This is a genomic window from Pseudoxanthomonas suwonensis (assembly GCF_010093235.1).
Lineage (GTDB): Bacteria > Pseudomonadota > Gammaproteobacteria > Xanthomonadales > Xanthomonadaceae > Pseudoxanthomonas > Pseudoxanthomonas suwonensis.
This window is the reverse complement of record NZ_PDWP01000003.1, coordinates 13745-27343: the sequence shown is the minus strand read 5'-3', so window position 1 is coordinate 27343 and position 13599 is coordinate 13745. Positions and strand designations below refer to the sequence as shown.

At 69.5% G+C, this 13599-nt stretch carries 13 protein-coding genes; 9 read left to right on the top strand and 4 right to left on the bottom strand.

Annotation, left to right across the window (positions count from 1 at the left end):
• Positions 1–153: 153 nt before the first annotated feature.
• Positions 154–3306: a TonB-dependent receptor gene (locus CSC68_RS01905; protein WP_162201811.1), complete on the bottom strand. Its 3153-nt coding sequence runs from the start codon at positions 3304–3306 to the stop codon at positions 154–156.
• Between the two features lie 174 nt (positions 3307–3480).
• A complete protein-coding gene (locus tag CSC68_RS01900) occupies positions 3481–4443 on the bottom strand; it encodes a LysR substrate-binding domain-containing protein (protein WP_162201810.1) in 963 nt (320 codons plus the stop codon).
• A gap of 207 nt (positions 4444–4650) precedes the next feature.
• Between CSC68_RS01900 and CSC68_RS01895 the strand changes: the two genes are divergently transcribed.
• The 5 genes from CSC68_RS01895 to fdxA all read left to right on the top strand — a co-directional run bounded on the left by CSC68_RS01895 (position 4651) and on the right by fdxA (position 8627).
• A complete protein-coding gene (locus CSC68_RS01895) occupies positions 4651–5277 on the top strand; it encodes a 2-dehydro-3-deoxy-6-phosphogalactonate aldolase (RefSeq protein WP_162201809.1) in 627 nt (208 codons plus the stop codon).
• Positions 5274–6422, top strand: coding sequence for a galactonate dehydratase (gene dgoD / locus CSC68_RS01890; protein WP_162201808.1), 1149 nt, complete (start codon positions 5274–5276; stop codon positions 6420–6422). Before CSC68_RS01895 ends, dgoD begins: the two co-directional genes overlap by 4 nt.
• Before the next feature lie 7 nt (positions 6423–6429).
• Entirely contained in the window at positions 6430–7335 is a 906-nt protein-coding gene (locus tag CSC68_RS01885) for an SMP-30/gluconolactonase/LRE family protein (RefSeq protein WP_162201807.1), read from the top strand.
• A complete protein-coding gene (locus CSC68_RS01880; protein WP_162201806.1) occupies positions 7332–8231 on the top strand; it encodes a 2-dehydro-3-deoxygalactonokinase in 900 nt (299 codons plus the stop codon). The genes CSC68_RS01885 and CSC68_RS01880 overlap by 4 nt, the downstream gene beginning before the upstream one ends.
• Before the next feature lie 72 nt (positions 8232–8303).
• On the top strand, positions 8304–8627 hold the full coding sequence (gene fdxA, locus CSC68_RS01875) for a ferredoxin FdxA (RefSeq protein WP_162201805.1): 324 nt from the start codon (positions 8304–8306) through the stop codon (positions 8625–8627).
• Between the two features lie 268 nt (positions 8628–8895).
• Here the strand turns inward: fdxA and CSC68_RS01870 are convergent, their stop codons facing one another.
• Both CSC68_RS01870 and dapA read right to left on the bottom strand, forming a co-directional pair.
• Complete coding sequence (locus CSC68_RS01870; protein WP_162201804.1) at positions 8896–9408, bottom strand: hypothetical protein; 513 nt, start codon at positions 9406–9408, stop codon at positions 8896–8898.
• Between the two features lie 28 nt (positions 9409–9436).
• Positions 9437–10345, bottom strand: a complete 909-nt coding sequence (gene dapA, locus CSC68_RS01865; RefSeq protein ID WP_162201803.1) for a 4-hydroxy-tetrahydrodipicolinate synthase — start codon at positions 10343–10345, stop codon at positions 9437–9439.
• Positions 10346–10506: 161 nt separating this feature from the next.
• On the opposite strand from dapA, the gene CSC68_RS01860 reads away from it, so the two are divergent.
• The 4 genes from CSC68_RS01860 to CSC68_RS01845 all read left to right on the top strand — a co-directional run bounded on the left by CSC68_RS01860 (position 10507) and on the right by CSC68_RS01845 (position 13587).
• A complete protein-coding gene (locus tag CSC68_RS01860; RefSeq protein ID WP_162201802.1) occupies positions 10507–11067 on the top strand; it encodes a glycine cleavage system transcriptional repressor in 561 nt (186 codons plus the stop codon).
• 17 nt (positions 11068–11084) lie between these two features.
• Positions 11085–11561, top strand: coding sequence for a peroxiredoxin (locus CSC68_RS01855; RefSeq protein WP_162201801.1), 477 nt, complete (start codon positions 11085–11087; stop codon positions 11559–11561).
• A gap of 133 nt (positions 11562–11694) precedes the next feature.
• Positions 11695–13095, top strand: coding sequence for a PhoH family protein (locus CSC68_RS01850; protein ID WP_162201800.1), 1401 nt, complete (start codon positions 11695–11697; stop codon positions 13093–13095).
• 240 nt (positions 13096–13335) lie between these two features.
• Positions 13336–13587: a helix-turn-helix domain-containing protein gene (locus CSC68_RS01845; protein WP_162201799.1), complete on the top strand. Its 252-nt coding sequence runs from the start codon at positions 13336–13338 to the stop codon at positions 13585–13587.
• Positions 13588–13599 lie beyond the last annotated feature (12 nt).

Here is a 13599-nt window from a genome sequence, read left to right as displayed (position 1 = left end):
GCCGGAGCATAGGTTCAGGCCGCCATGCCCCACCAATGAATTATTCCGAACCAGCTATTCGACGCGGGAATACCACCCCACAAAGCAACGGCCCGCGGGGTTCCCCCCGCGGGCCGTGCCTTTCACGCTTGCTGCCGGTATCCGGCAGGCCTCTTACCAGCTCGCGCGCAGCACCGCCGAGTAGCGGCGGTCGTTCTCGAACCAGGCGCGGTTGTACAGCGTCTCGTCGACGAAGCCGTCGCGGTTATAGGCACGCGGGCCCATCAGCAGCTTGGTCACGCTGTTGGTCAGGTTGTTGACCTGCAGGCCGATCTGCACGTTCTTGTTGATGTTGTAGAAGAACGAGCCGTCCAGCTGGCCGTAGTCGTCGTTCCAGACAGGCTGGCGCATCGCCGGCATCACGTCGCTGGAAGTCAGCAGGTAACGCGAACGCCAGTTGTAGGCCAGGCGCACGGACACCGGACCCGGCTCATACACCAGCTGCAGGTTGTAGCTGCGACGCGACAGGCCTTCCAGGGGCAGCTCGAGCGGCTGTGCCTGGGCGATACCCTCGTCGAACGGGTTCACAACGGCGTTGGCGCCACCGGAGCTGTCGACGAAGGTGTAGTTGCCCTGGATGCCGAAGCCCGGCAGGAAGTCGAAGAACTGGGAGTAGCCCACTTCGAAGCCGCGGATCTTCCCCTCGTCCAGGTTGCGGGTACGGGTAACCGTGTACTCGATCCCGTCCCAGGTCTCGACGCCCGTCTGCGAAGCGAAGTAGTTCTTGACGTCCTTGTGGAAGAACGTGATGTACGCGCTATTGGCCGGACCGAAGTACCACTCCAGGGCCGTGTCGAACTGCGTCGCACGCATCGGTTTCAGGTCCGGGCTGCCGGCGCTGCCGCTGTAGGACAGGTCCTCGAAACCGCAAAGCTCGGTGCGCAGGCCGTCACGCAGGGCCCAGCGGCAGGCTTCGGCCGATGCCGACAGCGAGAGCCAGGGTTGCATCAGGCGGAACTCGGGCCGTGCGATGGCCTTGGATGCGGCGAAACGCCACTGCAGGCCGTGGTCGAAACGCACACGGACGTTGAGGCTGGGCAGGACGTCGGTGTAGGTGGTGCTGTTCGGGTCCGTGCGGAACGCCTGACCCTGGAACGCCTCCAGCACCTCCGGCGCGACGTACGGGTCGCTCTCCGACCGGGAGCCGGACATATCCGGCAGCTGGAAACCGCCCTGGCTGCGGACACTGGTCTTGACCACGCGCACACCCACATTACCGTCAACCGGGCGGGCAAGCTCGTCATTGCCGAAGTACAGGACACCGTACGCCGCCTGGGTGCGCTCATCCTGGCCATTCACGAACTCCGGACCGTATTCCACCGGGCTCCAGGTGTCGCCGGTCGACTCGATCGTCGACAGAGTGGCCAGCACTGCTTCGCGGGTCACCAGGCCATCGCGGGCCGTCCAGAAGTTCACCGGGACGTTGACCTTGCCGCCGAAGAAGTCCGACATCGAGTACAGCGTGGAGTCGGTCGGGAAGAACTGGTCCAGCCAGGCCACCGGCGGACGGTTCGGATCCGGCGCGTTGGCAATGCGGCGCCAGTCGTCGCTGATCGGTCCCCAGTTCCAGTTGGTGGACAGGCTGGTGTAGCTGCGATCGGCCACGCGCACGCCGGCACGCCACTTACGCAGCCAGGCGCTGTCGAGGAAGGTGTACTCCAGGTCAAGGCGACCGGCGCGCTCGGTACCCTCGTTCTGCGCGACATGGTCCATCGCCGAGCGCCAGAAGTAGTTCTCCTGGGCCAGGGCGCTGGACGGCTCGCCGATGGTCAGCGACGGGTACTTGCCGGTCACGTCCAGCGTTACCTGCTCGAGCAGGGTCGAGGTGTGGACCGAGAAGTCGATGTTGTCGCTGGTCGACTTCACGTACTGGAAGTCACCACGCAGGGTCAGCGCGTCGGTAAGGTAGTGACGGAAGCCCGCCGACCAGTCGGTGGTCTTCGAATCCTGGACGTTATAGCGGTTACCCGCAGCGAACTGGATGCCCGAGTTCTGGTACATGTTCGACGGGCCGTCCTCCGGCTGACCGCGCCAGCCGCCCTGGCGGAGGGTGCCGCGCAGGAAACGACCGTACTGGTCGTACTCAAAGCGGGTGCCCGGCATCGGCACCACGTTGTTGGTGCGGTCGGCCAGACCGTCCTGGTACCAGGGATGGAACCTGTCCCGGTCACCCTGCCAGTTGATGTCGTTCTTCTCCATGCTGCCGCAGCACTCCATGAAGTGCTCGCGCCATTCCAGCTCGTACCTGGAGGTGATGAACTGCGTATAGACCTCGGTGTCCTCGCTGGGACGCCACTGGAAGGCGAAGGCACCGCCCTGGCGGGTACGGTCGAAGTCGGTACGACGCCAGTTCAGGCCGCCCGGCACATATACCTGGTCGAAGTCGGTGCCCGCGAGCAGGTCCTCGCGCTGCTCGTCAGCATCGCGCCAATCGCCCAGCTCCCAGTCCCAATAGCCGCCATTGCCCTCGGGCTGTTCGGCCGGCGTGCGCCCACGACGCACGAACGGCTGGATCTGCACGCCGTCGGAGCGGGTTGCCAGCTCTGAGTAGGAGGCATTGGCGAGGAAGCCGATTTCACCGATGCCAGTCTCCCAGCGGTCGCTGAACAGGAAGGAGCCGGACGGACGGCCGTCCTTCGCCTTGTCGCCACGGTTGTAATCGATGCTGCCGGCGATCTTGCGGCCCGGCTCGTCGAACGGCATGCGGGTGCGCAGGTTGACCGTACCGCCCAGGCCCCCTTCGATGATCTCGGCGGAGGGATTCTTGTACACGTCGACGCCGGCCATCAGTTCGGCGGGTACTTCCTCGAAGCTGATACCGCGGCCACCGTTGGCGCTGAACACGTCACGGCCGTTGAGCTCGCCGCGGACGAAGGTCAGGCCGCGGATCATCACGCCGCTGCCTTCGGCCGAGAAGTGGTCGGTATCGTCACGCGCCGCGAAGCCGGTAACCGTGACGCCGGAAACGCGCTTCAGGGTTTCGGTGACGCTGCGGTCCGGCAGGGCGCCGATGTCCTGGGCGGTGACCGAGTCGATGATCTGCTCGGCGTCCTGCTTCAGGTCCTGCGCGCGCATGAGGCTGCCGCGCAGGCCGGTCACCTGGACGGTATCCAGCTCGACGGCGTCCGACGATGCGGTGTTGGCTTCCTGCGCGCTGGAAGTAGCGGCGGCCAGGACCATGGCAACGCCGACGGCCAGGGCCTGGCGCTGCATATGCAGGTGCGACTTCGCGCCGCGGCCAGCGGCACGGTTCATGTACTTCGACATCCAGTCCCCTCCCAGAGATAAAGGATTTTTTCAGTTGTGGGGGCATTGCCCGGGCACGGCCCCGCGTTCCGGCGAAGGTGCGTGAACGGCACGTTAACGCTACCACGTGACGGCGGTCAACCGGGGAACGGGACGAAGTTGCGTATGTGACAGTTCCCGCCAATAGCCGGGAAGTTAACGGCGGAAGCCGGGATATAGCGCCCTGGCGACCGTGCGCAGGGCCTCCAGCACGCGCTGGGCTGCTGGCGAGAGGAGATGCCCGCGGCGGCGGATGATCCCGAAGGACTCCATGCCCACTCCCAGCTCCAGCGGCAGCACTGCCAGCTGGCGCGCCGAAAGGTACGCGGCCACCGCCTCGACTGGCAGCGCGGCCAGCAGGTCGCTGGCGCGCAGCAGGTTCACCGTCACCGGCAGCGAGGAGGTTTCCACCACGTTGTCCGGGGGAGTCAGGCCACGCTCCAGGAACATCGTCTCCAGCCGGGTGCGCAGCACGCTGTCCGGCGGCGGCAGGATCCATCCGAACGGAGCGAGGTCGGCATGGACCAGGCGCTGGCGGCTGGCCAGGGGGTGTTCGCCGCGCACGATCACCGAATGGGGTTCGTCGGCCAGCGGTTCGAACTCCAGCTCCATGCCGCCGGCCGGCTCCATGATCCGCCCCACCACCAGGTCCAGCTGGCCATCGAGCAGCTTCGCCACCAGCGGACGGCTGTAGTCCATCTCCACCCGCACCAGGATGCCCGGATGTTCGCGCTTGATCGCGGCCACCGCCGCAGGGACCAGGTTGGTGCCCGGATTGACCACCGTGCCGACCGAAGCCTGCCCCATGCGTCCGTCGCGAAGCGCCGCGATCTCCTCCTGGGCGCGGCCGATCTCCAGCAGTGCGCTGCGCGCACGCCGGATCAGCACCTGGCCGTACCAGGTTGGCTGGACGCCGCGGGCGTGGCGCTCGAACAGGGGCACGCCCAGCAGCCCCTCCATCTCCGCCAGCAGCTTCGACGCGGCCGGCTGGGTCATGCGGGCCGCCTCGGCCGCCCGCAGCACCGATCCCTGTTCGTCCAGGTGCAGCAACAGCATCAGGTGCCGGGTCTTGAGCCGGGCCGGGTTGGCCCAGTGCGAGGCGGCAGGTGCATGGTTCATGGCAGGATCCTATATGCGCCCGGAATAGATTGGCTCGAAAATTTCATTTCCAAACATATCTCATCCGGGCGACGCTACGCATGTGGCACGCCCGGGCCGGTACCCCTCCACCCCAGCCCGGGCGCGGCCACCCTCCACCTCGCCAACCGATACCGCCCCGACGCACGTCTTGCATACGATCACGCCATGCCACCGCGGAGCCCGAGCATGAGCGCCCCTTCCCTGCCGTTCCGGCTCCCCCTCGTGGCCATCCTCCGCGGCCTCACCCCGGAGCAGGCACCCGCGCACCTGCAGGCCCTGCTGGACGAGGGCTACGACGCGATCGAGGTCCCGCTCAATTCGCCGGACTGGGCCGTGAGCATCGGCGAGGCGGCACGCGCCTGCGGCGACCGCGCCTGGATCGGCGGCGGCACCGTACTGCGCACCGGACAGGTCGACACGCTGCGCAGGCTTGGCGCGCGCTTCATCGTCACGCCCAATACCAACCCGGTGCTTATCCGCCATGCCGCCGAAGCCGGACTGCAGGTGCTGGCCGGCTTCGCCACCGCCAGCGAGGCGTTCGCGGCGCTGGATGCCGGCGCCAGCATGCTCAAGCTGTTCCCGGCCGCCACCTACGGCACCGGTCACGTGCGCGCCCTGCGTGCCGTGCTGCCGCCCGACGTCCCCCTGTTCGCCGTGGGCGGCGTGACCACGCAAACCCTGCCCGCCTGGCTGGCGGCCGGCTGTGCCGGCGCCGGCATCGGCGGCGAGCTCTACCGGCCCGGCCAGTCCCCGGAGGCGACGCGGCGGAACGCGCACGCGTTCCGCCAGGCCCTGATGGACCACCACGAATGAAGATCACCCGCCTCACCACCTACCACGCCGCGCCACGCTGGCTGTTCCTGAAGATCGAAACCGACGAAGGCATCACCGGCTGGGGCGAGCCGGTGGTCGAGGGCCGCGCACGCACGGTCGAGGCTGCGGTGCACGAGCTGGGCGAGTACGTCATCGGCAAGGATCCGGCGCGGATCAACGACCTTTGGCAGACGCTCTACCGCGGCGGCTTCTACCGCGGCGGCCCGGTGCTGATGAGCGCGATCGCCGGCATCGACCAGGCGCTGTGGGACATCAAGGGCAAGGCCCTGGGCGTGCCGGTGTACGAGCTGCTCGGCGGCCGCGTGCGTGACCGGATGAAGACCTACCGCTGGGTCGGCGGCGACCGTCCGGCCGACCTGGTCGAGCAGATCCGCGGCTACCGCGAGCTCGGCTTCGACACCTTCAAGTTCAACGGCACCGAGGAGATGAAGCTGGTCGACAGTCCGCGCGCGGTGGACCAGGCCGTGGCCAGGGTCGCCGCCGTGCGCGAGGCCTTCGGCGACAGCGTGGACTTCGGCGTGGACTTCCACGGCCGCGTCGGCGCACCGATGGCCAGGGCCCTGCTGCGCGAACTGGAGCCGTTCCGGCCGCTGTTCGTCGAGGAACCGGTGCTGCCGGAGCAGGCCGAGTACTACCCGCGCCTGGCCGCATCGACCCCGATCCCGCTGGCAGCTGGCGAGCGCATGTATTCGCGCTTCGAGTTCAAGCGCGTGCTGGAAGCAGGTGGGCTGGCGATCCTGCAGCCGGACCTGTCGCACGCCGGCGGCATCACCGAGTGCCTGAAGATCGCCGCCATGGCCGAGGCCTACGACGTCGCCCTGGCACCGCATTGCCCGCTCGGTCCGGTGGCGCTGGCGGCCTGCCTGCAGCTGGACTTCGTCGCCCACAACGCGGTGCTGCAGGAGCAGAGCATCGGCATCCACTACAACCAGGGCGCCGACCTGCTCGACTACGTCCTCAACAAGGACGACTTCCGCTGCGACAATGGCGACATCCGCGCCCTGCCGCTCCCGGGCCTGGGCGTGGAGGTCGACGAGGAACGGCTGCGCCACGCGCATGCCAACCCGCCGGACTGGCGCAACCCCGTGTGGCGGCACGCCGACGCCAGCGTTGCCGAATGGTAGGAGCGACATGGAAAACGTCCCCGAGCTGCTGGTCGACTCGCGCTGCGCGCACGGCGAAGGCGTGGTCTGGTGCGATCGTCGCCAGGCCGTGCTGTGGGTGGACATCGATGGGCGCGGCCTGTGGTTGCACCGTCCCGCCGATGGCCTGACCCGCCACTGGGACCTGCCCGACCGCCCCGGCTGCATCGGCCTGGGCCAGGACGACCGGCTGCTGCTGGTGCTGGCCAGTTCCCTGCATGAGGCCAGGGTCGATGCCGACGCCCCCGGTGCGCTGCAGCTGCGCCACCTGGCCGATATCGAGCCGGCCCTTCCCGGCCACCGCAGCAACGACGGCCGCGCCGACCGCCACGGCAACTTCGTGTTCGGCACGATGAACCAGAACCCGGGCCATGCGCCCACCGGCGCGATGTACCAGTACTCGGCGGCGCACGGCCTGCGCCGCCTGCCGACGGGCGGCATCGGCATTCCCAACTCGATCTGCTTCTCCCGCGACGGCCGCACCCTGTACTGGTGCGACACCCCCACCGGCACCATCCTCCAGGCCGAATACGACCCGGAGGCCGCGCTGGTCGGCGCGCCACGCCCGGTCGTGGCCGCCGGCGCCGCCAGCGGCTCGCCCGACGGCTCCTGCATGGATGCCGAAGGCCGGATCTGGAACGCCCGCTGGGGCGGCGCCCGGGTGGTCCGTTTCGATGCCGACGGCTCGGTCGAACGCGAAATCCACCTGCCCGTACCGCAGCCCTCGTGCTGCGCGATCGGCGGCCCGCGGCTGGACACGCTCTACGTGATCACCTCGCCGGAAGGCCTGGACGCCGGGGCGCTGGCGCGTGCGCCCTCCTCCGGCGGCCTGTATGCATTGCGCCTGGAGCGGACGCTGGGCATCCCGGAAAGCCGCGTGGAGCTGCCTGCTTGATCGCGGTCGACTGGGGCGGGAGCAACCTGCGCGCGTATCGCCTCGATGACGGCGGCCAGGTGGTCGAACGGCGCTGCGGCGAGGTCGGGGCGCTGGCGTGCGAGGGTCGCTACGCGGAGACCCTGGCCGCGGTGATCGGCGACTGGGACGATCGACTGGTGGTGATGTGCGGCATGGTCGGCGCGCGCGGCGGCTGGGTCGAAGCGCCCTACGGGCCCTGCCCCGCCGGCGTCGAGGCACTGGCCGCGGGGATGGTCGAACTGACCGCGCAGGCCAGCCACGTGCGCGCGCTGGCAGGCCGCAGCCTGTGGTGCGCGCCGGGCATGTGCGACCTCCGCGACGCCGCCGCCGACGTGATGCGCGGCGAGGAAACCCAGGTCGTCGGCCTGCTGGAGCAGCTGGTGCCCGGCGTCCACGTCGCCTGCCTGCCCGGCACCCACAGCAAGTGGGTGCGGGTGGAGGACGGCGTGATCACCGCCATCCCCACCGCCATGACCGGCGAGATCTACGGCCTGCTGCGCGGCCACAGCATCCTGGCGCGCGGCATGCCGCAGGCCGAACCGGCGCTGGATCCGGCGGCCTTCGACGCCGGCCTGGCGCAGGCACGCGCCGGCGCCGGCCTGCTGCACGACGTGTTCGGCGTGCGCACCGCCGCCCTGTTCGGACGCTTCGATGGCGCTGCCCTGCCTTCCTACCTGTCCGGCCTGCTGGTCGGCCATGAGCTGCAGCCGGCGCTGGCGAGGGCGGGCGACCGTCCCGTGCACCTGGTCGGCAGCGACGCCCTGCTGGACCGCTACGCCCGGGCGCTCTCCGCGCACGGCAGGATCGCGCTGCGCCATCGCGAGGACCTGGCCGCCGCCGGACTGTATCGCCTGGCCCGGGCACGATTCGGCTGACGCCGGGGCGACGCGCCAACCGCTGCTGGATTAGAATGGCGCGTTTCCCGCAGCTTCCACTGGTCCACCTCCATGCCTTTCGTCGTCACCGAGAACTGCATCAAGTGCAAGTACACCGACTGCGTCGAGGTGTGCCCGGTGGACTGTTTCCACGAAGGCCCGAACTTCCTGGTGATCGATCCGGACGAGTGCATCGACTGCACCCTCTGCGAGCCCGAGTGCCCGGCCAATGCGATCTACCCCGAGGACGACGTCCCCGCCGGCCAGGAGGGCTTCGTCGCGCTCAACGCCGAGCTGTCCAGGGCCTGGCCGGTGATCACCGTGCGCAAGGAACCGATGGCCGATGCCGCCGAGTGGGACGGCAAGCCGGACAAGCTGAAGTTCCTCGAGCGCTGAGCGCGCTTCCACCGCCCCGCCGGCACGGCGGAGCCCTGCACCGATCGATCCAGGCCATGCCCGCGCCGGGCATGCGCCCGCGCGCCCGGGGCGTGGCCTGATGCCCGCCCGACGGCGCATGCGGCGCGCATGCTGCCGGCGCGACACTACGGAAGAAGCAACGGATCCGGCCCTGCGGGACGGAGGCCAGGCATGGACGCGACTTGCGGTCCAGCGGCCCGGCCGGGACATGGCGCGCACGGACGGCGCGCCACCCCGGATGGCGGCCTCAGCGGGCCAGCGCGGCCTGCAGCGAGGCGATGACCTGGACCGCGGCCGGGCCGGTCGCGGCCACGCCGCGCGGATCCACGGCGGACACGTAGACGCCGCCCTGCACCGCGGCCACGCGCACCAGGAAGCTCTCGTCCCGGTAGGCCACGTCATAGGTACCAAGCAGCTGCGCGCGGCTGGCAATGGTCAGGCCCTCGATCGCCTCCAGCTCGGTGCCGACGCGCTCGAACACCTGGTCGCGCTGCCCCGGCACGGTGAACCCGCTCTGCGAGTCCGCCGGTGCGGCCGCCAGCGGCGCGCGGCCGCCGGAAACCGACGGCACCGCCATCGCGCCGGAGGTGTCCGGCAGGGTCAGGTCCGGCGGGACTTCCAGCGGACGCTGTTCCTGGCTCAGCGCGTAGTCGCCGCGCGGCCCCTTGCGGAAGGCCTTGCAGCCGCCCAGCGCCGCGACCACGGTGAAGCCCAGCAGCAAGGCCGAGGAAATGCGCACAACACGTGAGGAACGGGACATCGGCAGTGCTCTCCGGATAGGTGTCTGATCAGGCCGCGAGCGTTTCGCCGCGGCAGTGTGCTTCGAGTTCGGCCGCCAGCGCGGACATGCGCGCGGCTTCGGCATGGTGCGGTTCAGACAGCGGCGTCAGCGGCAGCCGCAGCCCCGCGCCGTAGCCGGCCGCCTGCAGCAGCGCCTTGACCGGGATCGGGTTGGGCTCCACGCCGCAGTAGGCGTGCAGCGGCGCCAGGCGGGCGTCCCATTCCATCGCCGCGGCGGCATTGCCGGCCCGGGCCAGGTCGCAAAGCCTGCGGTAGGCCGCCGGCGCGATGTTGGAACCGACCGAAACCAGGCCATGCGCGCCATCCAGCATCGAGCGCGCGGCCGTGCCGTCGTCGCCGCTGAGCACGGTGAAACGCGGGCCCGACAGCGCCACCAGGGCCTGGATGCGGGCCGGATCGGCCACCGCCTCCTTGATCGCGACGATGTCCTCGTGCGCGGCCAGTTCCGCCACCGTCTCCGGCAGCAGGTCGCAGGCGGTGCGTCCGGGCACGTTGTAGAGGATGACCGGCAGCCCGCCCTGGGCGGCCACGGCGCGGTAATGCGCCAGCAGGCCGGCCTGGGTGGCGCGCACGTAGGGCGGCGTGACGACCAGCGCCGCATCGACGCCGGCGGCGGCGGCGCGCCGGGTCCGGGCAATGGTCGCGGCGGTGCCGGACAGGCCTGTGCCGGCGATCACGTCCACCCGGCCGGCGACCGTTTCCACCGCCACGCGCAGCAGGGTGTCGTACTCGCTGTCGTCGAGCATCGAGGCTTCGCCGGTGGAACCGGCGACGACGAGCCCCTGCGCGCCCGCTTCCAGCTGCCACTGCAGCAGCCGGCGCCAGGCGTCGAGGTCGATTGCGCCGCCGCCGTCGAAGGGGGTGGCAAGCGCGGTGATCAGGCCGGTGGGGTGCAAGCCGTTTTCGCTCTGGATTCTGCGGCGCGAACACACGTCGCGGGCCGCCTGAAGGAGGCCCGATCATACTTGCGGCGCGAAAGCACGGGCAAGTATGCTGCCCCGGTGGCGCGCCCGCCGGACGCGCCTTTCCAGCATGCAGAAGACCCGCGGAAGCCTCCTTGACCGACACCCCTCAACGGCCTTCGCCGAACGAAAACCACCTCCTGATCAACGCCTATACGACGCATCCGGAGTCGCCGCTGCTGTCCGTGACGCGGCGGATCGCCGATAGCGGCTGCAACCTGGTCGATGCACGGCTGTCCACCGTCGGGCGCGACGTTTCGATGACGGCACTGGCGGTAGGCTCGTGGGACGCGGTGGCCAAGCTGGAGGCGATGCTCGGCCGGCTGGAGCGCGAGGAAGGGCTCAAGCTCAACTGGTACCGCACCGCCGCCAAGCAGGTGCAGTCCAACCTGCTGCCCTACATCGTGGAAGTGGTCGCCGCCGACAAGCCCGGCATCCTGTTCCAGCTGGCGGACTTCTTCGACCGCCAGGGCATCACCATCGAGAACCTGCAGAGCACCCGCTACCGCGCCATGCAGACCGGCGCGGAGATGTTCTCCGCCCAGGTGACCATCGGCGTGCCCGCGAACATGCACATCGCCGCCCTGCGCGACGATTTCCTCGAGTTCTGCGACCACCTGAACCTCGACGCCATCATGGACCCGATGAAGTTCTGAGGCCACGAACAGGCACGATGAAACCCGCCAAGCTCGACCGCGCCACCCTCAAGCTCCCGCTGGCCCTGTCCGGCGGACGCAGCGCCACCCTCGCCGATTTCGCCAGCCGCTGGCTGGTGCTGTACTTCTACCCGAAGGACAGCACGCCCGGCTGCACCACCGAAGGCCTGGACTTCAACGCCCTGCTGCCACAGTTCCAGGAGCTGGGCGCGGACGTGCTGGGCGTGTCGCGCGACTCGGTTAACTCGCACGACAACTTCTGCGCGAAGCAGGGCTTCCAGTTCCCGCTGGTCAGCGACGGCGACGAGGCCCTGTGCCGCGCCTTCGACGTGATCCACGAGAAGAACATGTACGGGCGCAAGGTGCTGGGCGTCGTCCGCAGCACCTTCCTCATCTCGCCCGACCACCGCATCGTCCAGGAGTGGCGCGGGGTCAAGGTCCCCGGCCACGCCCAGGCGGTGCTGGACGCACTGAAGGCCGAAACCGGCAAGTGAGCCACCCATCCCTCCATGCGGTCCGTCGCCCTGCCCCGCAGGCCGCGACGGCTCGCCCCTGTCCGGCATCCGGCCGCCCCGGCGCCCATGCCGTCCTCGTCCGTTCCGTTCCCTCGCCCACCAGGAAGCCACGATGACCCGAGGCAAGCGCATCTACGTGCTGGATACCAACGTGCTGATGCACGATCCCACCGCGCTGTTCAAGTTCGAGGAGCACGACATCTACCTGCCGATGCAGGTCATCGAGGAGCTGGACAACGCCAAGAAGGGCACGTCGGAGGCCAGCCGCAACGCGCGCCAGGTCAGCCGATTCCTCAATGACCTGGTGGAAAGCGCCGGGCTGGAGCGGCTGGACGGGGGCGTGCCGCTGAGCCAGCCCAACGGCCTGCAGCTGCGCGGCCGCCACGCGGCCGGCCTGCTGCGCTTCCAGACCAGCCACTTCGAGGCGGGCAAGAGCTTCGGCGCGGTGATCCCGGACAACGCCATCCTCGGCGCGATCCTGGCGCTGAAGGAAGTCACGCCGCCGGAAGTCGCGGTGGTGTTCGTGTCCAAGGACATCAACCTGCGGATCAAGGCGGCCATCGCCGGGATCGTGTCCGAGGACTACGAGAACGACCGCGCGCTGGACGACTTCAGCCTGCTGTTCACCGGCGCCACCGAGCTGCCGGAGGACTTCTGGAAGCGGCATTCGGCCGACCTGCGCTCCTGGTCCGACCGCGGCCGCACCAGCTACGAAGTGCAGCTGCGCGAGGACGAGGACTGGTATCCCAACCAGTTCCTGTACCTGCCGGGCGAGGACGAGGTCGAGCTGCGCGTGGCCAGGGTCGAGGACGGACGCGCCGTGCTCACCATCGTCGACGACTTCCGCCATGGCCAGCATGCGGTCTGGGGCATCACCGCGCGCAACCGCGAGCAGAACTTCGCGCTCAACGCGCTGATGGACCCGGAGATCGACTTCGTCACCCTGCTCGGCACCGCCGGCACCGGCAAGACCCTGCTGGCGCTGGCCGCGGGCCTGGCGCAGACCATGGACCAGCAGCGCTACCGCGAGATCATCATGACCCGCGCCACGGTCAGCGTCGGCGAGGACATCGGCTTCCTGCCTGGCACCGAGGAGGAGAAGATGACCCCGTGGATGGGCGCGCTGACCGACAACCTGGAAGTGCTGACCCACAACCAGGAAGGCGGCGCCTGGGGCCGGGCCGCGACCAACGACCTGCTCGCCTCGCGGATCAAGATCCGCTCGATGAACTTCATGCGCGGCCGCACCTTCCTCTCGCGCTACCTGATCCTGGACGAGGCGCAGAACCTCACGCCCAAGCAGATGAAGACCCTGATCACCCGCGCCGGCCCCGGCACCAAGATCGTCTGCCTGGGCAACGTGGAGCAGATCGACACCCCGTACCTGACCGAGACCACCTCGGGCCTGACCTACGCGGTGGACCGCTTCAAGAACTGGCCGCACAGCGCCCACATCACCCTGCGCCGCGGCGAACGCTCGCGCCTGGCGGATTTCGCTTCCGAGGTGCTTTGACCGCAGCCTCCCCGACCCTCCCGTCGGGGGACGGCATGTTTGCGCACACCGGCGCACATGCCCTCAAACGCCCGCGTGCCACGGTGGCGGACGGCCCGCGGACCAGGGGCCGGGCTGCGGGCCGGCAACCCGGCACCGACCACGGCTCGCACCCGAACCGGGCCGCCAGATGATGCTTGAAACATCACTTGGCAAGGCTCCGGCTTGAACAGGCATGGATGACGCAGGACAATCCAGGCCATGATCACTGCCGCCCAGATGCGGGCCGCCCGCGCCCTGCTTGGCATCGACCAGCGCCGCCTGGCCGAGCTGGCCGGCGTCTCCCTGCCCACCATCCAGCGCATGGAGGCCAGCGAAGGCACCGTGCGCGGCGTGGTCGACACGCTCACCAAGGTCGTCGGCGCACTCAGCGCCGCCGGGGTCGAGCTGATCGGCGAAGACCAGCCCAGCCACGGCCGCGGCCGCGGCGTGCGCCTGAAGGACCCCGCCTGATGCGCCGGGAGC

Bases quoted from the DNA above. Each gene is read 5' to 3' on its own strand.
- CSC68_RS01850 (WP_162201800.1), top strand. From the start codon at position 11,695: ATGACCCGAGGCAAGCGCATCTACGTGCTGGATACCAACGTGCTGATG.
- dgoD (WP_162201808.1), top strand. From the start codon at position 5,274: ATGAAGATCACCCGCCTCACCACCTACCACGCCGCGCCACGCTGGCTG.
- CSC68_RS01870 (WP_162201804.1), bottom strand. From the start codon at position 9,408: ATGTCCCGTTCCTCACGTGTTGTGCGCATTTCCTCGGCCTTGCTGCTG.
- CSC68_RS01900 (WP_162201810.1), bottom strand. From the start codon at position 4,443: ATGAACCATGCACCTGCCGCCTCGCACTGGGCCAACCCGGCCCGGCTC.
- fdxA (WP_162201805.1), top strand. From the start codon at position 8,304: ATGCCTTTCGTCGTCACCGAGAACTGCATCAAGTGCAAGTACACCGAC.
- CSC68_RS01895 (WP_162201809.1), top strand. From the start codon at position 4,651: ATGAGCGCCCCTTCCCTGCCGTTCCGGCTCCCCCTCGTGGCCATCCTC.
- CSC68_RS01885 (WP_162201807.1), top strand. From the start codon at position 6,430: ATGGAAAACGTCCCCGAGCTGCTGGTCGACTCGCGCTGCGCGCACGGC.
- CSC68_RS01845 (WP_162201799.1), top strand. From the start codon at position 13,336: ATGATCACTGCCGCCCAGATGCGGGCCGCCCGCGCCCTGCTTGGCATC.
- CSC68_RS01905 (WP_162201811.1), bottom strand. From the start codon at position 3,306: ATGTCGAAGTACATGAACCGTGCCGCTGGCCGCGGCGCGAAGTCGCAC.
- CSC68_RS01855 (WP_162201801.1), top strand. From the start codon at position 11,085: ATGAAACCCGCCAAGCTCGACCGCGCCACCCTCAAGCTCCCGCTGGCC.